The sequence below is a fragment of the Phenylobacterium composti DSM 19425 genome, assembly GCF_059568645.1.
Genome location: NZ_JCANTT010000011.1, coordinates 405015 through 426392 on the forward strand (window position 1 = coordinate 405015; position 21378 = coordinate 426392).

Consider the following 21378-nt stretch of genomic DNA (forward strand, 5'->3'; position numbering starts at 1 on the left):
GTGAGTGAGGCCAGATCCGAACCCTCCGCGCCGGGGCGTCCGAGCGCGGGCCAGACGCTTGCGCAGGGCCTGGCCGAGGCGGCCGATCGCCGCGGGCGCAGCCGCAACGTGGCCGCCCTGCGCCGCCTTGCCCCCTTCATCGCCCGCCACTGGGGCGACGCCAGCCTGTCGGGCGTCTTCCTCCTGGCCTCCACCAGCGCCACCCTCGGCATGTCGGGGGCCATCCGGCTGCTGGTCGACCATCTGCCCACGGCCCAGACCACCGGCGCGCCGGTGGACCGCTGGTTCCTGCTGATCGGCGCCGTGGCCCTGGCCTTGGCCCTGGCCTCGGCCCTCCGCTACTTCTTCGTCACCAAGCTCGGCGAGCGGGTGGTGGCCGACCTGCGCAAGGCGGCCTACGCCCACATCCTCACCCTCGACCCGGCCTTCTTCCTGAAGACCCGCACGGGCGAGGTGCTGTCCCGCCTGACCACCGACATCGCCATCGTCGAGAGCCTGCTGGCCACCTCGATCTCGGTGGCCCTGCGCAACCTGCTCACCCTGATCGGCGCCCTCATCCTGCTGCTGATCGTCAGCCCCAAGCTGACCGGCCTGGTGCTGCTGTCCTTCCCCGTGGTGCTGGCGCCCCTGTTCCTGTTCGGCCGCCGGGTGCGCCGGCTCACCGCCACCACCCAGGACCGCTTCGCCGGCGCCGTCGGCCATGCGGGCGAAAGCCTCGACGCCCTGGAGACGGTGCAGGCCTTCGGGCGCGAGCGGGCGGCGGCCGAGACCTTCGGCGCGGCGGTGGAGCAGGCCTTCCGCCTTTCCGTGCGCCGGATGACCGCCCGGGCGATCATGACGGCCATGGTCATCGCCCTGGTGTTCGGCGGCATCGTCGGGGTGTTCTGGCTGGGCGTCCATGCGGGCCTGCGCGGGGAGATGAGCTGGGGCGCCCTCTTCCAGTTCGCCTTCCTCTCGGTGATGGCCGCGGGCTCCGTCGGCGCCCTCGGCGAGACCTGGGGCGATGTCCAGAAGGCCGCCGGCGCCATGGAGCGGGTGGGCGAGCTGCTGGACGCCCGGCCCGGCGTCGCCGCCCCGCCGCAGCCCCGGGCCCTGCCCGAGCCGCCCCGGGGCGAGGTCGCCTTCGAGGACGTCACCTTCGCCTATCCCGGCCGTGACGACCTGCCGGCCCTGCGCGGTTTCACCCTGCATGTCCGCCGCGGCGAGCGGGTGGCCCTGGTCGGCCCCTCGGGGGCGGGCAAGAGCACCGTCTTCCGCCTGCTGCTGCGCTTCTACGATCCCGACCAGGGGCGGGTGCGCCTCGACGGGGTGGACCTGCGCGACGCCGATCCGGCCGCGGTCCGCAGCCGCATGGCCCTGGTGGCCCAGGAGGCCCCGCTGTTCTCAGGCTCGGCCATGGAGAATGTCCGCTTCGGCCGTCCCGAGGCCTCGGACGAGCAGGTCCGCGCCGCCATCGCCGCCGCCCACGCCGACGCCTTCCTCGCCGCCCTGCCTGAGGGCTACGACACCCCCGTGGGCGAGCGCGCCCGCAGCCTGTCGGGCGGCCAGCGCCAGCGCCTGGCCATCGCCCGGGCGCTGGTGCGCGAGGCGCCGATCCTGCTCCTCGACGAGGCCACCAGCGCCCTCGACGCCGAGAACGAGCAGCTGGTCCAGAACGCCCTGGACGAGGCCATGAAGGGCCACACCACCCTGGTGATCGCCCACCGCCTGGCCACCGTCCTCAAGGCCGACCGCATCGTGGTCATGGACGAGGGCCGGGTGGTCGAGGACGGGACCCATGCGGAGCTGGTGGCGCGCAAGGGCCTCTACGCCCGCCTCGCGGCCCTTCAGTTCGGCCAGGCCGCCTAGTCGCGGGCCTGTACGGCCAGGGCGGGGAAGTCGCTGAACACCCCGTCCACCCCCGCCGCATAGAGCGCCTTCAGCAGGGCCGTGGCGTCGCCGTGGTCCGCCGGGCCGCCCGGCCCCTGCAGGGCCTTGGGCAGGAAGATGTTCTCGGCCCGCACCGTCCAGGGATGCACCGCAAGCCCCGCCGCGTGGGCCCAGCCCACCAGCGGCGTCGGCGGGTTCAGCCGCCCGTCGGTGGTCGGCGCCACCAGCGGCCACTCCGGCCCCAGGCCCTCGGCGAAGGCGGCCACGGTCCGCACGCCCGCCTCGCTGGTCACGTCCACCGGCGCCGGCCCCTGGGCCACCAGCATCACCCGCCGGACCCTGGACAACTCGCCGAAGGTCTTCAGCGGCTCCGGCTCGAAGCACTGGACGAAGACCTCGGCCGTGGGGCTGTCGAGGTCCGCCGCCTTCAGCGCCGCCGCCACCCGTCCCTCCAGCGCCAGCCCCAGGCCGGCGAAATAGGTGGGGTGTTTCATTTCGGGATAGATGCCCACGCCCCGGACCTGGGCGAGGGCGATCACCTCCTCGAAGGTGGGAATCATCGCCCGGTCGTCGAACTGCGCATTGCCGGGCCGCAGCTGCGGCAGCCGCTCCCGGGCGCGCAGGGTCTTCAGCTCGGCGAGGGTGAAGTCCTCGGTGAACCAGCCCGTCACCTGCTGGCCGTCGATGACCTTGGTCGTCCTGCGGTCGGCGAACTCGGGACGGGCGGCCACGTCGGTCGTGCCGCTGATCTCGTTCTCGTGCCGGGCCACCAGATGGCCGTCCCGGGTTGGCACAAGGTCGGGCTCGATGAAGTCGGCGCCCTGGGCGATGGCCAGTTCATAGGCCATCAGGGTGTGCTCGGGCCGCTCGCCGCTGGCCCCGCGATGGGCGATGACGATGGGCCGCCCCTTCGGCGGCTCGGGGGCGCGGGCGAGGGCAGGGACGCCGGCGGCGATCAAGGGCAGGGCGGCGAGCGTGCGGCGGGTGATCATTCCGCCAGCTTAGCCGTTTCGCGGACCGCCGCTACTTCGCGGCGGCCTGCAGCCGCTCCAGCAGCAGCGGATGGATGTCCAGGTTGCCGGCGACGATGGAGCCGGCCTTCAGCATGTCCTGGCCGCCCTCGGCGTCGGTCACCTTCCCGCCCGCCTCGGCGACCATCAGGATCCCGGCCGCCAGGTCCCAGGGCTTCAGGTCCCGTTCCCAGTAGCCGTCGTAGCGGCCGGCCGCGACCCAGGCGAGATCCAGGGCCGCCGAGCCGAAGCGGCGCACGCCGGCCACCCGCTGGGTGATCTGGTGCAGTTCCTTCAGGAACCGGGCGTGCTGGCCGTGGCCCAGGAACGGGATGCCGGTGGCCAGCACCGACTCGTCCAGCCGCTGCCGGGCGGCCACGCGCAGGCGCTTGTCGTTGACGTAGCAGCCCTTGCCCTTCTCGGCCCAGAACAGCTCGTTGGTGGCGGGGTTGTAGGTCACCGCCGCCACGATGCCCGCGCCCTCGCGCTCCAGGGCGATGTTGATGGCGAAGTGCGGGATGGCGTGCAGGAAGTTCGTCGTGCCGTCCAGCGGGTCGACGATCCAGGTGTGGGTCTTGTCCGTGCCCTCGACCATGCCGCGCTCCTCGCCCCAGAAGGAGTAGCCGGGGCGGGCCTTGGTCAGGGCCTCGAACAGCACCTGTTCGGCCCGAAGGTCGGCGGCGGAGACGAAGTCGGCCGGCGCCTTCTTGGCGACCTGCAGCTCCGCGATTTCGCCGAAGTCGCGATTGAGCCCGCGCGCGGCTTTGCGCGCGGCGTCGCTCATTACTTTCAGAAGGGCCGATTGGGCGATCATGGGCGGCGGAACCTAGTGGCCGGGGTGCGGCAAGGCAAGGCGGACCCTCATCCTGCGGCAAAGCATGCCTTATAGAGGTGAAGCGCCGCGCGCCAACGTGGCGATCCCGAGAACGAGGCTGGAGAGCTCTATGGACAAGGTTTGGAACGCCGGCTGCGCGTGCGGCCAGCTCTCGATCCGGCTGGCCCGGGCGCCCAGAAAGGTGTCGAGTTGCTGCTGCGAGGCCTGCCAGAAGCGGACGGGCGCCTTCGTGGGCGTGACGGTCTTCTTCGACGAGGACCAGGTGATCGAGCGCCGGGGCGAGGCGCGGGTCTGGCGGCGCACCGCCGAGAGCGGCAACGGCCTGGACTACAGCTTCTGCCCCACCTGCGGCTCCACCGTCTGGTGGCGGGCCGACGCCCGGCCGGGCGTGGTGGCGGTGGCGGGCGGCTGCATCGCCGATCCCGAACTGCCCGGCCCCGAGCGGATCATCTGGACCGAGCATCGCCACCCCTCGGTGCGCGTGGCCGAGGGCGTCCGGGAATATCCAAAGGGGCCGAACTAGCCGCGCTCGGCGACCCCCGCCTCGATTTCGCGGTTGAAGGCGGTGACGGCGGCGGCCGGGCCGTCAGCATGGCTCCACACCCCGGCCGAGACGGCCAGGAAGTCGGCCCCGGCCCGGGCGAGCTCCCGCGCGGTGTCCACCGTGATCCCGCCGATCGCCACGCAGGGCGTCTCCATGGTCTCCTGCCAGATGGTCAGGATCTCGGGGTCGGCCCGGGTCTTGGCCTCCTTGGTGGCGGTGGGGAAGAAGGCCCCGAAGGCCACATAGTCGGCCCCGGCCTCGGCGGCCTCCATGGCCAGGTGCCGGCTGTCGTGACAGGTGACGCCGACGATCCGGTCGCGGCCCATCAGCCGGCGGGCCTCGGCGTAGGGGGCGTCGTCCTGGCCGACATGCACCCCGTCGCAGCCCAGCCGGGCGGCGAGGTCCGGCCGGTCGTTCAGGATCACCGCCACGTCCCGGGCGGCGGCGACGGGCAGCAGGGCGCCCACCGCGGCGGCGATCACCTCGTCGGGCTGGTCCTTCAGCCGGATCTGCAGGGCGGCGACGTCCCCGGCGTCCAGGGCGTGGGCGAGGCTCCGCCCGAAGCCGGCCAGGTCGTCCAGGCGGGGCGGGGTGATCAGATAGAGACGGCAGAGCGGAAGGGTCATGCCGCCCTAGACCTCATCTGAGCAGCGCTTTCAAGGCGTAGGCCAGGGCGGCGGTGGCCAGGGTCCCGCCCGCGGCGAGGCCGGCGAACCACGCCAATCGTCGCCATAGGGGTCCCGGCGGCGCGCCCGGCTCAGGCGGCGGCTCAATGATAGCCGGCATCGGCGCTGACCTTGCCCCGGAACACCCAGTAGACCCAGGCCGTGTAGCCGAGGATCGCCGGCAGCAGGATCACCACCCCCGCCAGCATCAGGCCCAGGGCGTTCTCCGCCGAGGCCGCCTGCCGATAGGTCATGTCGTAGGGCACGATGTTGGGGAAGAAGCTCACCGCCAGGCCCAGGTAGCCCGACAGGAACACCCCGAAGGCGCCCAGGAACGGCCAGCCGTGCGAGCGGCGGCGCAGGCCGATGACGATGGCCGCCAGGCCCGCCAGCCCCAGCAGCGGGATCGGCGCCAGCATCAGCAGCTCTCCGAAGTCGACGGCGCCCGCCTCGAAGCCCCAGCGGCGGGCGATGCGCGGGTGGACGAAGAGGGTGGCGAGGCTCACCGCCGCCAGCAGCCCCGCCGTCGCCCCCGCCGCCCGCCAGGCCCAGCGGCGGGCCCGGCCGTGCAGCTCGTCGTCGGTCTTCCAGATCAGCCAAGTCGCCCCCAGCAGGGCGTAGCCGGCCACCAGCCCCACGGCCACCAGGAGGCTGTAGGGCGTCAGCCAGTCGAAGGCGCCGCCCGCGAACTGCCCGTCCCGGGTGGTCACCCCCTGGATGAAGCCCCCCAGCACCAGCCCCTGCGCCAGGGTGGCGGTGATCGAGCCGAAGGCGAAGGCGGCGGTCCAGAAGCGCTTGCCCCGGCGCCGGCCGCGCAGCCGGAACTCGAAGGCCACGCCCCGCAGGATCAGGGCCATCAGCATCAGCAGGATGGGGATGTAGAGCGCCGGCATCAGGGCGCCGTAGGCGGCCGGGAAGGCGGCGAACAGGCCCCCGCCGCCCAGCACCAGCCAGGTCTCGTTGCCGTCCCAGACAGGGGCGACGCTGTCCATCATCACGTCGCGCTCGGCGGGGGAGCCCGCGAAGGGGAAGAGGATGCCGACCCCCAGGTCGAAGCCGTCCAGCAGGACGTACATCAGGACGCCCAGGGCGATGATCCCGGCCCAGATCAGCGGCAGGTCGAGGGTCATGCGCGCGACTCCGGATCAGGGGCCGCCCCCAGGGCGTACCCCGGCGGGCGGGGCTTCAGCGGCGGTTCGGTGTCCAGCGCCTCGGGCGGTCGCGGCCCCAGGGCCATCAGCCGCAGGATGTAGAGCGCCCCCACGCTGAACACGATGGCGTACACCACCAGGAAGGCCAGCAGCGAGGCCGAGACCGAGCCCGCGCCCACGGGCGAGACGGCGTCGGCGGTGCGCAGCACGCCATAGACCACATAGGGCTGGCGGCCGACCTCGGCGACGATCCAGCCTGACACCACCGCCACGAAGCCCGCCGGCCCCATGGCGACGCTGGCCCACAGGAACGGCCGCACATGCTCGGGGCCCCTGGTGCGCCAGATCAGCCAGACGCCCCAGGCGCCCAGGGCGATCATGGCCAGGCCCAGGCCCACCATCACCCGGAAGGCCCAGAAGACGATGGCCACCGGCGGCCGGTCCTCGGGCGCGAAGGCCTTCAGGCCCTTGACCTCGGCGGCGCTGTCCCCGGCGGTGATCCAGCTGCCCAGACGGGGGATGGAGAGCTCCCACAGGTTCTTCTCCGCCGCCCGGTCGGGCCAGGCGGCCACGTGGAAGGCCTGGTCGGTCCGGGTCTCCCAGAAGGCCTCGATGGCCGCCAGCTTGGCCGGCTGCACCCGCAGCACCTCCTTGCCCGACAGGTCGCCCACCACCAGCTGCAGGGGCGCGACCAGGGCGAACATGCCGATGGCCATGCGCAGGGCGATGCGCGATTCCGGCTCGTCCGACGCCCGCAGCAGCCGCCAGGCCGAGGCCGCGCCCACCACCAGGGCGGTGGTCAGATAGGCCCCCAGCACCATGTGGGCGAAGCGCTCGGGGAAGGTGGGCGAGAAGATCACCGCCCACCAGTCGGCGGCCCGCAGGGCCCCGTCCGGCAGCCGCTCGAAGCCGGTGGGATGCTGCATCCAGGAATTGGCCGAGATGATCCAGAAGGCCGAGATCAGCGTGCCCACGGCCACCATCGCCGTGGCGGTGAAGTGCAGCCTCGGCCCCACCTTGCGCCAGCCGAACAGCATCACCCCCAGGAAGCTCGCCTCGAGGAAGAAGGCGGTCAGCACCTCGAAGGCCAGCAGCGGGCCGATCACCGGCGAGGCCACGGTGGAGAAGACGCTCCAGTTGGTGCCGAGCTGGTAGCTCATCACCACCCCGGAGACGACGCCCATGCCGAACGAGAGGGCGAAGATCTTCACCCAGAACAGGTAGAGCGTCTTGAAGGCCTCGCGCCGGGTCGCCAGCCACAGCCCCTCCAGCACGGCGAGGAAGCTCGCCAGGCCGATGGTGAAGCTGGGGAAGATGATGTGGAACGCGATGGTGAAGGCGAACTGCAGCCGCGACAGCAGGAGGGCATCCCAGTCCATGGCGGTCTCCGATCGCATCGGGCCGGCGGCGGCGCCGAACGCCAGTATAGCACTGCAACGGTGCGACGCGCAGCCGCATTAGGGGAAGTTGCGAATGACTTGCAAAGGCGTTCTCAACGGACTAGATCGGAACCGGATCGGCCAGGAGCCTTCACGCCCCATGTACGTCTGCAACTGCAACGGCATCCGCGAACGGGACGTGCGCGCCGCCATCGCGGCGGGCGCCAGTCGCCCGGCCCAGATCTTCAGGGCCTGTGATTCCACCGCCCGGTGCGCCCGCTGCGTCTGCGACATGCGCCGGATGCTCGACGAGGAACGCGAGGCGCTGAAATACGCCGCCGAGTAGGCCGCGCGGCCGGGGTTTTTCAGCAACCGAAAGTCATTCTCAGGGAAATCCGCAGATTTCCCGGCTAGCGAAAATCACTTGCAGCAATAGCCTTTGACCTTGCGCCCCGGCGCAGGCATCCCCGTGCTCAATATCTGACGCTGATCTGGACGAAAGGCACGGCGATGCAAGGCGACAAGGCGATCATCCGGCTCTTGAACGCGGTGCTCACCAACGAGCTGACGGCGATCAACCAGTACTATCTGCATGCCCGGATGTACGAGAACTGGGGCTTCGCCCGGCTGGGCAAGATCACCTACGAAGAGTCCATCGGCGAGATGAAGCACGCCGACAAGCTCATCAAGCGCATCCTCTTCCTCGACGGCCTGCCCAACCTGCAGGACCTGCACAAGCTGTCCATCGGCGAGACCGTGGGCGAGTGCCTGGCCGCTGACCTGGGCGTCGAGGTGCGCGGCCGCGCGGCCCAGATCGAGGGCATCAAGCTCTGCGAGGAGACCGGCGACTACATCTCCCGCGAGGTGCTCAAGGAGATCCTCGACGACACCGAGGAGCACATCGACTTCCTCGAGACCGAGCTGTCCCTGCTGAAGAGCCTCGGCGAGCAGAACTACCTGCAGCGCGCCGCCGGCGAGTTCGGCGAGAAGGACTGACCCCGGCCCGGGCTGGCGGCCTGGCCACAGGCCCGTTGCCAGCCTGACCCGCCCCGCCCTACGGTCCTCGCAAAGAACGAGAATCCGGGAGGGCTTTGATGGCGTCGACGGAGGCGGCTCCGGCGAGGGGCGGCAGCACCATGGTGATCGCGGGCGCGTCCGTGGGCACCGTCTTCGAGTGGTACGACTTCTACCTCTACGGCTCCCTCGCTGGCTTCATCACCGCCCATTTCTTCTCCGGGGTGAACGAGGTCACGGGCTACATCTTCGCCCTGCTGGCGTTCGCCGCGGGCTTCGCCGTCCGACCGTTCGGGGCGGTGGTGTTCGGCCGCCTGGGGGACCTCTGGGGCCGCAAGAACACCTTCCTCGTCACCATGCTGCTGATGGGCCTGTCCACCTTCGTGGTCGGCCTGCTGCCCGGCTATGACGCCATCGGCGTGGCCGCGCCGATCCTGCTGATCGTCATGCGCCTCGTGCAGGGCCTGGCCCTCGGCGGCGAGTACGGCGGGGCGGCCACCTACGTCGCCGAGCACGCCCCGCCGGGCAAGCGCGGCCTCTACACCAGCTGGATCCAGATCACCGCCACCGCGGGCCTGTTCCTCAGCCTGGTGGTCATCCTCCTGGTCCGCACCCAGCTCGGCGAGGAGACCTTCCGCGCCTGGGGCTGGCGCATCCCGTTCCTGGTCTCGATCCTGCTCCTGGGCGTCTCCCTCTGGATCCGCCTGCGGCTCAACGAGAGCCCAGTCTTCCAGAAGATGGTCGACGAGGGGAAGACGGCCAAGAAGCCCCTGGCCGAGAGCTTCGGCCAGTGGAGCAACCTCAAGCTCATCCTCCTGGCCCTGGTGGGCCTCACGGCCGGCCAGGCGGTGGTCTGGTACACCGGCCAGTTCTACGCCCTGTTCTTCCTGGAGCGGACGCTGAAGGTGGACGGGGCCCAGGCCAACACCCTGGTGGCCATCGCCCTGGCCCTGGCGACCCCGTTCTTCATCGTCTTCGGCTGGCTGTCGGACAAGGTGGGGCGCAAGCCGATCATCCTCGCCGGCTGCCTGCTGGCGGCGCTCACCTACTTCCCGATCTTCAAGGGGATCACCGCCGCCGCCAATCCGCAGCTCGCCGCCGCCGCCGCTGCGGCCCCGGTCACCGTGGTGGCCGACCCGGCCGACTGCGCCTTCCAGTTCGACCCCGTGGGCAAGACCGCCTTCACCAGCTCGTGCGACGTGGCCAAGTCGGCCCTGGCCAACGCCGGGGTCTCCTATGTGAACCAGGCGGCGCCGGCGGGCGCCCGGGCGGCCGTCCACATCGGCGGCGACGTCCTGGAGAGTTTCGATGGCCGCGCCCTGCCCAAGGCCGAGTTCGAGGCCCGCAAGAAGGCCTGGACCGCCGAGCTCGTCGAGCACCTCAAGGCCGCCGGCTATCCGGCCAAGGCCGACCCGGCCCGGGTGAACACGCCCGCGGTGGTGGCCCTGCTGTGGCTCCTGGTGCTGTACGTGACCATGGTCTACGGCCCCATCGCCGCGGCCCTGGTGGAGATGTTCCCGGCGCGGATCCGCTACACCTCCATGTCGCTGCCCTATCACCTGGGCAACGGCTGGCTCGGCGGCTTCCTGCCCACCACGGCCTTCGCCATGGTGGCGGCCACGGGCAACATCTACTTCGGCCTCTGGTATCCGATCGCCGTGGCGGCCGTGACCTTCGTGGTCGGCGTGCTGTTCGTGAAGGAGATGAAGGGGAACGCCATCGAGGCCTGACGCTCCCCTCCAGCCCTGCGGCGGCTATTCGGCCGCCGGGCGTGCGGAGAGGCCGACGCGCTGGGCCACGCCTTCGCCATAGGCCGGGTCGGCCTTGGCGAAGTGGGCGATCTGGCGACGCAGGATCTCCTCCGGCACGCCGGTCATGGCCGCGGCGATGTTGTCCATCAGCTGGCGCTTCTGGTCCTCGCTCATCAGCCGGAACAGGGCGCCGGCCTGGCTGTAGTCGTCGGCGCCTTCCCGGTGGTCATAGCGGTCCGCATCGCCCGAGATCCTCAGCGGCGGCTCGCGGAAGGCCGGGTCTTCCTTCGGCCCGCCGAAGCTGTTGGGCTCGTAGTTCACGCTGCCGCCGCCGTTGCCGTCGAAGCGCATGGCCCCGTCCCGGTGGTAGCTGTGCACCGGGCAGCGCGGCCGGTTCACCGGCAGCATGTCGGCGTTGGTCCCCACCCGGTAGCGGTGCGCGTCCGCATAGGAGAACAGCCGGAACTGCAGCATCTTGTCGGGGCTGTAGCCCACGCCCGGCACGACGTTGGCGGGGGAGAACGTCGCCTGCTCCACCTCGGCGTAATAGTTGTCCGGGTTCCGGTTCAGCTCCAGCTCGCCCACCTCGATCAGCGGGTAGTCCGCGTGCGGCCACACCTTGGTGAGGTCGAAGGGGTTGTAGGGCGTGGTCTCCGCCTCGGCCTCCGGCATGATCTGCACATAGAGCGTCCACCTGGGGAAATCGCCGCGCTCGATGGCCTCGAACAGGTCGCGCTGGTGCGTCTCCCGGTCGTTGGCGATCAGGGCCGCGGCCTCGGCGTTGGTCAGGTTCTGGATGCCCTGCTGGGTCTTGAAGTGGAACTTCACCCAGAACCGCTCCCCGTCGGCGTTGAGGAAGCTGTAGGTGTGGCTGCCGAAGCCGTGCATGTGCCGGTAGCTCTTCGGAATGCCGCGGTCCGAGAACAGGATCGTCACCTGGTGCAGGCTTTCCGGGCTCAGGCTCCAGAAGTCCCACATGGCCGTGTTGCTGCGCAGGTTGGTGCGCGGGTCCCGCTTCTGGGTATGGATGAAGTCGGGGAACTTCAGCGGGTCGCGGACGAAGAACACCGGGGTGTTGTTGCCCACCAGGTCCCAGTTGCCCTGCTCGGTGTAGAACTTCAGCGCCCAGCCGCGCACGTCGCGCTCGGCGTCGGCCGCGCCGCGCTCCCCGGCCACGGTGGAGAAGCGCAGGAACACCGGCGTCTGCTTGCCCACCTCCGAGAAGAGGGCCGCCCGGGTGTAGCGGGTGATGTCCTTGGTGACCGTGAAGGTCCCGTGCGCCGCCGAGCCCTTGGCGTGCACCACGCGCTCGGGAATCCGCTCGCGGTTGAAGTGGGCGTGCTTTTCGAAAAGGTGCAGGTCCTGGACCAGCAGCGGGCCCCGCGGGCCGGCGGTCAGGCTGTTCTGGTTGTCCGCCACGGGGATGCCGGCGGCGGTGGTCAGGGTCTTGGGCTTGTCCATCGGGAGCGCCTCTCTCGTCCGTTGCCGGCAGAGAGTGCGCTCCCGCGGGCCAGAAGGAAAATTGATTCTTCTGGAAATTTAGATCGATTTTCTAAATCAAAGCCTATTCGGCGGCGACCTTGCTCACGCCGATCTTCGGCGCCAGCTCGCCCGCGGCGTAGCGCTTGGCCATGGCCGACATCGGCAGCGGCTTGATCTTCGAGGCGTGGCCGGCGGTGCCGAACTCCTCGAAGCGCTGGATGCAGACCTTGCGCATGGCTTCCTTGGCGGGCTTCAGATAGCTGCGCGGGTCGAACTCGCCCGGCTTCTCGGCGAACACCTGGCGGATGGCGCCGGTGATGGCCATCCGGTTGTCCGTGTCGATGTTGATCTTGCGCACGCCGTGCTTGATGCCGCGCTGGATCTCCTCGATCGGCACGCCCCAGGTCTGGGGCATCTCGCCGCCATACTGGTTGATGATGTCCTGCAGCTCCTGCGGCACGGACGAGGAGCCGTGCATCACCAGGTGGGTGTTGGGCAGCCGGCGGTGGATCTCCTCGATCACGTGCATGGCGAGCACCTCGCCGTCGGGCTTGCGCGTGAACTTGTAGGCGCCGTGGCTGGTGCCCATGGCGATGGCCAGGGCGTCCACCTCGGTGGCCTTCACGAATTCCACGGCCTGGTCCGGGTCGGTGAGCAGCTGGTCATGGGACAGCTTGCCCTCGAAGCCGTGGCCGTCCTCCTTCTCGCCCATGCCGGTCTCGAGGCTGCCCAGCACGCCGAGCTCGCCTTCCACCGAGGCGCCGACCCAGTGGGCCATGTCCACCACGTTGCGGGTCACGCGGACGTTGTACTCGTAGTCGGCCGGCGTCTTGCCGTCGGCCATCAGCGAGCCGTCCATCATCACCGAGGTGAAGCCGTACTGGATGGCGGTGGCGCAGGTGGCTTCGTTGTTGCCGTGGTCCTGGTGCATGCAGATCGGGATGTCGGGATACATCTCCGCCATCGCGTCGATCAGGTGCTTCAGCACGATGTCGTTGGCGTAGGACCGGGCCCCGCGGCTGGCCTGCATGATCACCGGCGAATTGGTGGCCTCGGCGGCCTCCATGATCGCCAGCGCCTGCTCCATGTTGTTGATGTTGAACGCGGGCACGCCGTAGCCGTACTCGGCGGCGTGATCGAGCAGCTGTCGAAGCGTAATCCGGGCCATCGCCGATCTTCCCCTTAAGATTGCAGGGCCGCCACTCCGGGCAGCTCCTTGCCTTCCATCCATTCCAGAAACGCGCCGCCGGCCGTGGAGACGAACGTGAAGTCGCCGGTCGCACGCGCGGTATTCAGGGCCGCAACCGTATCACCCCCGCCGGCGACCGCCACCAGCTTGCCGGCCTTGGCCAGCGCGGCGGCTTCCTGCGCGGCCTGAACGGTCGCCAGATCGAAGGGTTGCACCTCGAAGACGCCGAACGGGCCGTTCCAGATCAGGGTGCGGCACTCGGCCAGCACGGCCTTCACCGTGGCCAGGGTCTTGGGCCCGACGTCGAAGATCTTCTCGTCCGCGCCCACGGCGCCGTCGGCCAGGTCGATGGTGCGGGTGGCCACGCCGGGGGCGAGCTCGGTCGCCACCACCACGTCGGCCGGCAGGATCACCTTGCAGCCCGCGGCTTCGGCCTTGGCCAGGATCTCCCGGGCGGTGTCGGCCATGTCCTTCTCGCACAGCGAGCCGCCGATCTCGACGCCCTGGGCGAAGAGGAAGGTGTTGGCCATGCCGCCGCCGATGGCCAGGTGGTCCAGCTTGCCCACTAGGTTGTTCAGCAGGTCGAGCTTGGTGGAGACCTTGGCGCCGCCGACGATGCCCATCACCGGCCGCTGCGGATTGCCCAGGGCCGCGTCCACGGCCTCGAGCTCCTTGCGCATCTGCTCGCCGGCATAGGCGGGCAGACGGCGGGCGAGGCCTTCGGTCGAGGCGTGCGCCCGGTGGGCGGCCGAGAAGGCGTCGTTCACATAGAGGTCGCCGTTGGCGGCCAGGGCCGCGGCGAACTCGGGATCGTTCTTTTCCTCGCCGGCGTGGTAGCGGACGTTCTCCAGCAGGGCGACGCCGCCCGGCTGCAGGGCGTCCACCACGGCCTTGGCGGCCTCGCCGATGCAGTCGTCGGCGAAGGCCACGGGGGCGCCGATCAGGGCCGCCAGGGGCTCCACCACCGGCTTCAGGCTCATCTCGGGGACGCGCTTGCCCTTGGGCCGGTCGAAGTGGGCCAGCAGCACCACCTTGGCGCCGCCGGCGCGCAGCTTCTCGATGGTCGGCAGGGCGGCGCGCAGCCGGGTGTCGTCACTGACCCGGCCGTCGGCCATCGGCACGTTGAAGTCCACGCGCACCAGGGCGCGCTTGCCCGAGAGGTCGGCGTCGTCGAGGGTCTTGAAGGTCTGGCTCACCCGCGGAGTCCTACACTGCGTCATCCCGGACGGCCGGCGGCCGGTCCGGGACTTAAAGGGGCGCCCCGCTTGGGCGGCCTCCCTAAGCCCCGGCTTGGGTCCCGGCTTTCCGCTGCGCTCCGGCCGGGATGACGGCGAGGGCGGGCGCAGCCGAGGCGCTCGCCTAGATCAGCTTGCCCAGGGCGACGGCGGTGTCGCTCATCCGGGTCGAGAAGCCCCATTCGTTGTCGTACCAGGACAGGACGCGGCCGAGGCCGCCGTCGATCACCTGGGTCTGCGGCAGGGCCACGGTCGACGAGGCCGCCACGTGGTTGAAGTCGGTCGACACCAGCGGGTCGTTGGTCACCGCCAGGACGCCGCGCAGCGGGCCCGAGGCCGCAGCCGCTTCCAGGGCGGCGTTGATCTCTTCCTTGGTGACCTTCTTGCCGGGGACGAACTTCAGGTCGACCACCGACACGTTCGGGGTCGGCACGCGGATCGACGAGCCGTCCAGCTTGCCGGTCAGTTCCGGGATCACCAGGCCCAGGGCCTTGGCCGCGCCGGTCGAGGTCGGGATCATCGACATGGCCGCGGCGCGGGCGCGGTAGAGGTCCTTGTGCATGGTGTCCAGCGTCGGCTGGTCGCCCGTGTACGAGTGGATGGTGGTCATGTAGCCGCGCTCGATGCCGCACAGCTCCTGCAGGACCTTGGCCACCGGCGCCAGGCAGTTGGTGGTGCACGAGGCGTTGGAGATGATCAGGTCGTCCTTGGTCAGCGTCTCGTGGTTGACGCCGTAGACGATGGTCTTGTCGACGCCGTCGCCGGGGGCCGAGATGATCACGCGCTTGGCGCCGGCTTCCAGGTGGGCGGCGGCCTTCTCACGGCTGGTGAACAGGCCGGTGCACTCCAGGGCGATGTCCACGCCCAGGTCCTTGTGCGGCAGCTCGGCCGGGTTGCGGATGGCGGTCACCTTGATCGGGCCGCGGCCGACGTTGATCGTGTCGCCGTCGACGGTCACCGGGGCCGGGAAGCGGCCGTGGACGCTGTCGTAGCGCAGCAGGTGGGCGTTGGTCTCGACCGGGCCCAGGTCGTTGATGGCCACGACCTCGATGTCCGTCCGCGCATGTTCGATGATCGAACGCAGGACCAGGCGGCCGATGCGACCGAAACCGTTGATGGCGACGCGAACGGGCATGTGCGGAGACCTCCTGCGGGGAATTGTGTGCCGGGGTTCTTGAAGCGGGGGGCGGTGAAGTCAACCCCTCCGGGAACACGAATGGCGACAATGGATTGCGCCTGGCCCCCGTCCTCTCGCTTTCGCCGTCCCCTCAAGGCGCGAGGGAAGGCCTCGCCCGGCGGTTCTGCTTGACTTTCCGGTCGACTGATGTTCTCTTTTTGTTCATGTCGAGCGACGATGACGTGGTGCAGGAGATGGAGGCTGGGCTCGCCCATGTCGCCCGGCTGCAGCTCGCGCTCGCCGACAAGCTTCACCAGATGGCCCAGGCCTCGGACGACGCCGCCGAGGTCGCCGATCTGGCCAAGGCCCTGGAGCGCACCACCCGGTCCCTGCGCCTGACCTACGCCCTGCGCCTGCGGCTTCGCCGGGACGCCCGGCGCGATGCGCGCGAGGAGGCGGCCGCCCAGGCCAGCCGCCAGCAGGATCGGGTTTCCCGCCGCAAGCAGCAGCTGCACGCCGGCGTCTATGGCCTGCTGTGGCGCGAAGCCGAACGCCTGGACGAGGAGGAGGACGAGGAGCTCGAGGGCCACGTGTTCGAGCTCGTCGAGGGCGAGGCCCTGTCCGACACCTTCCTGACCGAGCCGCTCGCCGACCAGGTGGCCCGGGTGGTCCGCGCCGCGGGCTACGAGATCACCCCCGACGGCGACGTCCGGGCCCTGGCCCCGCCGCCCCGCCCGGGCGAGGCGCGCGGCTTCCACAGCAGCGCCTGAGCCGGCGCGCCGCGATCCCCGCCCCGAGGGGCGTCCCAATCCATTTGGCTTTCAGGGCTGGCCCGCGGGGCCTCGGCCCCGGACCGGCCTCACCTTGGCGGCCGCGTCCTGCGCCCTGCTGCGCGCCTCGTCCACGTCGGCGCCCCGGGCGAGGGCCACGCCCATGCGCCGGCGCTCGAAGGCCTCGGGCTTGCCGAACAGGCGCAGGTCCGCGCCCGGGACGGCCAGGGCCTCGGCCACGCCCTCGAAGGCGATGCCCGTGGCTTCCATGCCGCCATAGATCACCGCGCTGGCGCCCGGCTCGCGCAGGGTCACGTCCGTGGGCAGGCCCAGGATGGCCCGGGCGTGCAGGGCGAATTCGCTGAACGCCTGGGTGGCCAGGGTGACGAGGCCGGTGTCGTGCGGCCGGGGCGAGACTTCCGAGAACCAGACCTGGTCGCGCTTCACGAACAGCTCGACGCCGAAGATGCCGAGCCCGCCCAGGGCTTCGGTGACCTTGCCGGCGATCTCCCGGGCCCGGGTCAGGGCCGTGGGGCTCATGGCCTGGGGCTGCCAGCTCTCCACATAGTCGCCCTTCACCTGCCGGTGGCCGATCGGGGCGCAGAAGCTGGTCTCGACCTCGCCGTCCTTCAGGCTGCGGACGGTGAGCTGGGTGATCTCGAAGTCGAACTCCACCCGGCCCTCGACGATCACCCGGGGCTGCTCCACCCGGCCGCCCTCCAGGGCGTAGCGCCAGGCGGCGGCGATCTGGTCGGGGCTCTCCACATAGGACTGGCCCTTGCCCGACGAGCTCATCACCGGCTTCACGAAGCAGGGGAAGCCGGTCACCTCGGCGGCGGCCCTGGCCAGCTCGGCCTCGGACGAGGCGAAGGCGTAGGCGCTGGTGGGCAGGCCCAGCTCCTCGGCCGCCAGCCGGCGGATGCCTTCCCGGTTCATGGTCAGCTGGGCGGCCCGGGCGGTGGGGATGACCGTGGCCAGCCCCTCCGCCTCGATGCGCACCAGCTCGTCGGTGGCGATGGCCTCGATCTCCGGCACGATCAGGTGCGGCCGCTCGGCCTCCACCAGGGCCCGCAGGGCCGCCGCCTCGGTCATGGCGATGACGTGGCTGCGGTGGGCGACCTGCATGGCCGGGGCGTCGGCGTAGCGGTCGACGGCGATCACCTCGCAGCCGAGCCGCTGCAGCTCGATCACCACCTCCTTGCCGAGCTCGCCCGAGCCCAGCAGCATGACCCGCACGGCGGTGGGCGAGAGCGGCGTGCCGAGGCGCATCGGACCCTAGCCCAGCTTGGCCTTGGCGGCGGCGGCCACCGCCTCCGGCGTGATGCCGAAGTGCTGGTAGAGGACCTTGTCGGGGGCGCTGGCGCCGAAGCTGTTCATGCCCACGAACACGCCGTCCGAGCCGATGAAGCGGTCCCAGCCCTGGCGCACGCCGGCTTCCACGGCGACCTTCACCTCGGACTCCCCGATCAGGGTCTCCTGGTAGTCGGCCGGCTGGGCCTCGAAGAGCTCGAAGCTCGGCACGGACACCACCCGGGCGCCGACGCCCTCGGCCTCCAGCAGCTTGCGGGCTTCCAGGGCGATGGCCACCTCGGTGCCGCTGGCGAAGATCGTCACCTGCGCCGGCAGGCTGGCCGCGGCCAGCTGGTAGGCGCCCCGGGCCGACAGGTTCTCGCCGATGGGCTGGGTGCGCACCGCCGGGGTCCTCTGCCGCGACAGGGCCAGGACCGAGGGCGTCGACTTCGCGTCCAGGGCCAGCTTCCAGCACTCGGCGGTCTCCACCGCGTCGGCCGGACGGAAGACGTTGAGGTTCGGCATCGCCCGCAGGGAAGCCAGGTGCTCCACCGGCTGGTGGGTCGGGCCGTCCTCGCCGAGGCCGATGGAATCATGGGTGCCCACATGGATCACCCGCACGCCCATCAGCGCCGCCAGGCGGATCGCCGGCCGCGAATAGTCGGTGAACACCAGGAAGGTGCCGCCATAGGGGATGACCCCGCCGTGCAGCGCCATGCCGTTCATGGCCGCGGCCATGCCGAACTCGCGCACGCCGTAGTTCACATAGCGCCCGCCGTAGCCCGGCCCGTCGAGGATCTCGGAGCCCTTGACGAAGGTGTTGTTCGAACCGGTCAGGTCGGCCGAGCCGCCCACCAGTTCGGGGATCTCGCCGAAGATCTTCTCCAGCACCGCGCCCGAATGCTGGCGGGTGGCGGCGGCCGGGGCCTTGGCCTCGGCGTCGGCGATGAACTGGTCCAGGGCCGCAAAGGCGGTCTTCGGCAGTTCGCCAGCCATGGCCCGCTCGAAGTCGCCGCGCAGCGACGAGGCGGCCAGGCGCGCCTCCCAGGCCTTGCGGTGCTTGGCCCCGCGGCGGCCGGCCGCGCGCCAGGGCTTCAGGGCCTCGTCCGGGATCACGAAGGGCTCGTGCGGCCAGCCGAGGTTCTCCCGGGTCTTCACCACTTCGTCCTTGCCCAGGGCCTTGCCGTGGACGTCGTGGGTGCCCTGGAAGGTGGGCGAACCCTTGCCGATGATGGTCTTGCAGGCGATCAGCGTCGGGCGGTCCTGCTTGATCGCCCAGGCCAGGGCGCGGCGGATCTGGCCCTCGTCATGGCCGTCGATGCGCTTGGTCGCCCAGCCGGCGGCCTTGAAGCGGGCGAGCTGGTCGGTGGCGTCCGAAATGCCCACATGGCCGTCGATGGTGATGTCGTTGTCGTCCCACAGCACGGTCAGCTTGGCGAGCTTCAGCCGGCCGGCGAGGCTGATGGCCTCGTGGCTGACGCCCTCCATCAGGCAGCCGTCGCCGGCCAGGACCCAGGTGCGGTGGTCCACCAGGTCCTCGCCGAAGCGTGCGGCGAGATGCCGCTCGGCGATGGCCATGCCGACGGCGGTGGCCAGGCCCTGGCCCAGCGGGCCGGTGGTGGTCTCGACGCCGGGGGTGTGGCCGAACTCCGGGTGGCCCGGGGTGTTCGAGCCGAGCTGGCGGAAGTTCTTCAGGCTGTCGAGGGTGACCGCCTTCACGCCCGACAGGTGCAGCAGGCTGTACAGCAGCATCGAGCCGTGGCCCGCCGACAGCACGAAGCGGTCGCGGTCGGCCCAGTCGGGCCGGGAGGCGTCGTACTTCAGGAAGCGCGTCCACAGCACGGTCGCCACGTCGGCCATGCCCATGGGCATGCCAGGGTGTCCGGAATTGGCCTGTTCCACGGCGTCCATCGAGAGGACGCGGATGGCGTCGGCCATGAGCTTCGTCGGCGCGGGCATCGAGATCTTTCGCGAGTCGTTAACGGCGGGGTGCGGCGCCCCCTCGCACGCAGGGGGCCGAGGGTCAAGAAACCGGCCAATTCCCAAGCGATGCAACGCGCTTTAGAAAAGGTCCATAAGCCTTTGGGGAGTCATGCATGAACCCGGGCGAGAGCACCCTCGATCTGGCGGCGAAGCGACTTGAACGCGCGGTCCAGCAGCTTGAGCAGCGGCTGGCCGAGAAGCTGCGCCTGGCCAATGCCGAGGCCGGCGGGCTGTTCGACCTCGACCGGGATCGGCTCGCCGCCGAGCTCGATCGGGCCAAGGCCCGCGAGCGCGAGCTCGAGGAGGCCGGCGCCCAGGCGTCCGAGGCGCTCGGCAAGGCGATTCAGGAAATCCGCGCCGCCCTGCACGGGCAGGCGCCGGCGGAGCAGTAGGCATGGCCCAGATCAACGTCGAGGTGAACGGCCGCCCCTATGCGGTCGGCTGCGAGGACGGGCAGGAACAGCACCTCCAGGAGCTGGCCCGGATGTTCGACCGTCAGGTCCGCCACGTGTCCGCCGACATGGGTCAGCTGGGGGACACCCGCCTGTTCCTCATGGGCGCCCTGCTGCTGGCCGACGAGTTGGCCGACGCCAAGAGCCGTCTGGCCGCCCTGCAGATGGAGGTCAGCAAGCTTCAGGCCGAGCGCGCCCGCGTCGAAAGCAAGGCGGTGGCGGCCCTGGAGGCCGCGGCCAAGCGGATCGAGAAGCTGGTCACCGACGAGGCGGCCTAGGACCCGCCGCTAGCGGCCCCGGGCCTTGGCCATCAGCCGCGCCAAGGCCGGGATCAGCTCCGGCTGCTCGACCTGGCGATAGACGTGGTCGGCGGGAACGTGGGCCACGAGCCGGGCGTGGGCCTTGCCGAGGTTGTGGTAGGGCATCCGCGGCAGCAGGTGGTGCAGGCCGTGGTATCGCAGGCCCACCGGCGCCCAGAGGAACGGCAGCAGGGCCGGCGGCGGCACATTGACGCTGTCGAGGAACTGACCCTCGAAGCTCATGATCTCGCCCGCGTTATCCCAGTAGTGGGCCACCGCCGTCCGCAGCTGGTTCACGAAGGCGAAGACCGCATAGATGGCCACGGCGATCAGCACGGCGCGGAGCGGGAGGATCCCCGCCACGGTCAGGCCGATCACCGTCCAGCTCCACAGCCAGCAGCCGATCTCCTGGGCCAGCCACGGGGCCTTGGCGGCCCGGTCGAAGTCCTCGCGGCCGAAGGCGGGATTGATGGTCATGGCCGAGGTCTTGGCGATCACCCACCGGCGCAGGGGCGGGATCAGGAACGAGACGGGGGCCAGGACCGCGAAGCGCAGGATCACGCCCACCGGCGCGAGCAGGGCGATGAAGATGAAGGCAGCCAGGCGGCTCAGCGGCAGCCGGGCCAGGGGCATGTATTCTGGATCGCGGATCGTGCCGTAGCGGTCCTTGGCGTGGTGCAGCATGTGCACGCCTTCGTACAGCAGCGACGGCGTCAGGAACGGCACGCCGATCAGCAGGTTCCAGCCGAGGTGGAAGCCGGGCAGCTCGTCACGCCGCTGGTGGGTGAGTTCGTGGATGAAGCTCACGCCGCGATAGAGGGCAAGGACGCAGAGCGCGGCCGCGGCCAGGGCCCAGGCGCCCTTGGCGGTCGCCGCCGTCCAGAGGCTGAGGTAGGTCACGGCCGCGGTGGCCACGAGGTCGGCCCAGTAGATGCGCGGGTTCGGCCGCATCAGGTCGCGCGTCAGGTCGTTGGCCAGGCGGGCCAGGGACGGGGCGCGGGGGGCGGCGGGCTGGGCGGCGGCCGGGGGTGCGGGGGCGAGGGCTTCGGCGGTCACGGTCGAGACTTAGAACTCCCGAGGGGCCAGTTGAAGGGCGATCCGTCATCGAAGGCGTTTGGCCGCGCTTGAGAGCGGGCGTGGCGCACACTACCTTGGGCGTCCGGCGGGTCCTGCTGCGGCTCGCGTCGAAGGCGACATATCCCAGCGACCTTAATTCACTCGAAGGGAGCTGTCCCTGCCCTTGGCCGTGGCCTTGGGTATACGGCGCCCACCTGGTCTACCAGGTCGAGGGGATGAAACAGTCCTTCACGGTTCACGCGGCGCCGCCACCCCGTTTTCCCCTA

The 21378-nt window shown here is 70.6% G+C and carries 20 protein-coding genes and 1 other RNA gene; 9 read left to right on the plus strand and 12 right to left on the minus strand.

The features are described 5' to 3' along the window. Window positions 1-1848, plus strand: a complete 1848-nt coding sequence (locus BO64_RS04935; RefSeq protein ID WP_496402161.1) for an ABC transporter transmembrane domain-containing protein — start codon at window positions 1-3, stop codon at window positions 1846-1848. Here the strand turns inward: BO64_RS04935 and BO64_RS04940 are convergent. After that, complete coding sequence (locus tag BO64_RS04940; RefSeq protein WP_496402162.1) at window positions 1845-2861, minus strand: glycerophosphodiester phosphodiesterase family protein; 1017 nt, start codon at window positions 2859-2861, stop codon at window positions 1845-1847. The two genes, BO64_RS04935 and BO64_RS04940, sit on opposite strands and share 4 nt — an antisense overlap. Before the next feature lie 31 nt (window positions 2862-2892). Then, window positions 2893-3693 (minus strand): inositol monophosphatase family protein, encoded by an 801-nt coding sequence (locus BO64_RS04945; protein WP_496402163.1) that lies wholly within the window; start codon window positions 3691-3693, stop codon window positions 2893-2895. A gap of 130 nt (window positions 3694-3823) precedes the next feature. Here BO64_RS04945 and BO64_RS04950 point away from each other — a divergent pair, with 130 nt between their 5' ends. After that, window positions 3824-4237, plus strand: a complete 414-nt coding sequence (locus BO64_RS04950) for a GFA family protein (protein ID WP_496402164.1) — start codon at window positions 3824-3826, stop codon at window positions 4235-4237. Here the strand turns inward: BO64_RS04950 and thiE are convergent. From thiE to BO64_RS04965, 3 genes are all read right to left on the minus strand, one after another. Further along, window positions 4234-4884, minus strand: a complete 651-nt coding sequence (gene thiE / locus BO64_RS04955; RefSeq protein WP_496402165.1) for a thiamine phosphate synthase — start codon at window positions 4882-4884, stop codon at window positions 4234-4236. The two genes, BO64_RS04950 and thiE, sit on opposite strands and share 4 nt — an antisense overlap. Before the next feature lie 143 nt (window positions 4885-5027). Beyond that, window positions 5028-6053 carry a cytochrome d ubiquinol oxidase subunit II gene (cydB, locus tag BO64_RS04960; RefSeq protein WP_496402166.1) on the minus strand — a complete coding sequence of 342 codons (1026 nt, stop codon included), beginning with the start codon at window positions 6051-6053 and terminating at the stop codon, window positions 5028-5030. Further along, window positions 6050-7453, minus strand: coding sequence for a cytochrome ubiquinol oxidase subunit I (locus tag BO64_RS04965; RefSeq protein ID WP_496402167.1), 1404 nt, complete (start codon window positions 7451-7453; stop codon window positions 6050-6052). The genes cydB and BO64_RS04965 overlap by 4 nt, the downstream gene beginning before the upstream one ends. Window positions 7454-7613: 160 nt before the next feature. Between BO64_RS04965 and BO64_RS04970 the strand changes: the two genes are divergently transcribed. The 3 genes from BO64_RS04970 to BO64_RS04980 all read left to right on the plus strand — a co-directional run bounded on the left by BO64_RS04970 (window position 7614) and on the right by BO64_RS04980 (window position 10197). Continuing rightward, the gene (locus tag BO64_RS04970) at window positions 7614-7799 is read left to right on the plus strand and encodes a (2Fe-2S)-binding protein (RefSeq protein ID WP_496402168.1); all 186 of its coding nucleotides are present in this window, start codon (window positions 7614-7616) and stop codon (window positions 7797-7799) included. Window positions 7800-7963: 164 nt separating this feature from the next. After that, window positions 7964-8449 (plus strand): bacterioferritin, encoded by a 486-nt coding sequence (bfr, locus tag BO64_RS04975; protein WP_496402169.1) that lies wholly within the window; start codon window positions 7964-7966, stop codon window positions 8447-8449. A 98-nt stretch (window positions 8450-8547) separates the two neighbouring features. Then, window positions 8548-10197 carry an MFS transporter gene (locus tag BO64_RS04980; protein ID WP_496402170.1) on the plus strand — a complete coding sequence of 550 codons (1650 nt, stop codon included), beginning with the start codon at window positions 8548-8550 and terminating at the stop codon, window positions 10195-10197. Between the two features lie 24 nt (window positions 10198-10221). Here BO64_RS04980 and BO64_RS04985 read toward each other — a convergent pair whose 3' ends face one another. From BO64_RS04985 to gap, 4 genes are all read right to left on the minus strand, one after another. Further along, complete coding sequence (locus tag BO64_RS04985) at window positions 10222-11679, minus strand: catalase (protein WP_496402171.1); 1458 nt, start codon at window positions 11677-11679, stop codon at window positions 10222-10224. Between the two features lie 103 nt (window positions 11680-11782). Next, window positions 11783-12868 (minus strand): class II fructose-bisphosphate aldolase, encoded by a 1086-nt coding sequence (gene fba, locus BO64_RS04990; RefSeq protein ID WP_496402172.1) that lies wholly within the window; start codon window positions 12866-12868, stop codon window positions 11783-11785. Window positions 12869-12882: 14 nt separating this feature from the next. Continuing rightward, window positions 12883-14085, minus strand: coding sequence for a phosphoglycerate kinase (locus BO64_RS04995; RefSeq protein ID WP_496402173.1), 1203 nt, complete (start codon window positions 14083-14085; stop codon window positions 12883-12885). 163 nt (window positions 14086-14248) lie between these two features. After that, a complete protein-coding gene (gene gap / locus BO64_RS05000) occupies window positions 14249-15259 on the minus strand; it encodes a type I glyceraldehyde-3-phosphate dehydrogenase (RefSeq protein WP_496402174.1) in 1011 nt (336 codons plus the stop codon). 206 nt (window positions 15260-15465) lie between these two features. On the opposite strand from gap, the gene BO64_RS05005 reads away from it, so the two are divergent. Then, window positions 15466-16011 (plus strand): hypothetical protein, encoded by a 546-nt coding sequence (locus BO64_RS05005; protein ID WP_496402175.1) that lies wholly within the window; start codon window positions 15466-15468, stop codon window positions 16009-16011. Between the two features lie 51 nt (window positions 16012-16062). Here the strand turns inward: BO64_RS05005 and purT are convergent, their stop codons facing one another. Together purT and tkt are read right to left on the minus strand one after the other, a co-directional pair. Continuing rightward, complete coding sequence (gene purT, locus BO64_RS05010) at window positions 16063-17280, minus strand: formate-dependent phosphoribosylglycinamide formyltransferase (RefSeq protein WP_496402176.1); 1218 nt, start codon at window positions 17278-17280, stop codon at window positions 16063-16065. Window positions 17281-17286: 6 nt separating this feature from the next. Beyond that, window positions 17287-19260 carry a transketolase gene (gene tkt / locus BO64_RS05015; protein WP_496402177.1) on the minus strand — a complete coding sequence of 658 codons (1974 nt, stop codon included), beginning with the start codon at window positions 19258-19260 and terminating at the stop codon, window positions 17287-17289. Window positions 19261-19397: 137 nt separating this feature from the next. Between tkt and BO64_RS05020 the strand changes: the two genes are divergently transcribed. Both BO64_RS05020 and BO64_RS05025 read left to right on the plus strand, forming a co-directional pair. Continuing rightward, a complete protein-coding gene (locus BO64_RS05020; RefSeq protein WP_496402178.1) occupies window positions 19398-19676 on the plus strand; it encodes a DUF4164 family protein in 279 nt (92 codons plus the stop codon). Window positions 19677-19678: 2 nt separating this feature from the next. Continuing rightward, window positions 19679-20014, plus strand: coding sequence for a cell division protein ZapA (locus BO64_RS05025; protein WP_496402179.1), 336 nt, complete (start codon window positions 19679-19681; stop codon window positions 20012-20014). A gap of 9 nt (window positions 20015-20023) precedes the next feature. Here the strand turns inward: BO64_RS05025 and BO64_RS05030 are convergent, their stop codons facing one another. Then, window positions 20024-21091: a fatty acid desaturase family protein gene (locus tag BO64_RS05030; RefSeq protein WP_496402180.1), complete on the minus strand. Its 1068-nt coding sequence runs from the start codon at window positions 21089-21091 to the stop codon at window positions 20024-20026. 110 nt (window positions 21092-21201) lie between these two features. On the opposite strand from BO64_RS05030, the gene ssrS reads away from it, so the two are divergent. Further along, a non-coding RNA gene (ssrS, locus tag BO64_RS05035) (6S RNA) lies at window positions 21202-21362 on the plus strand. Window positions 21363-21378 lie beyond the last annotated feature (16 nt).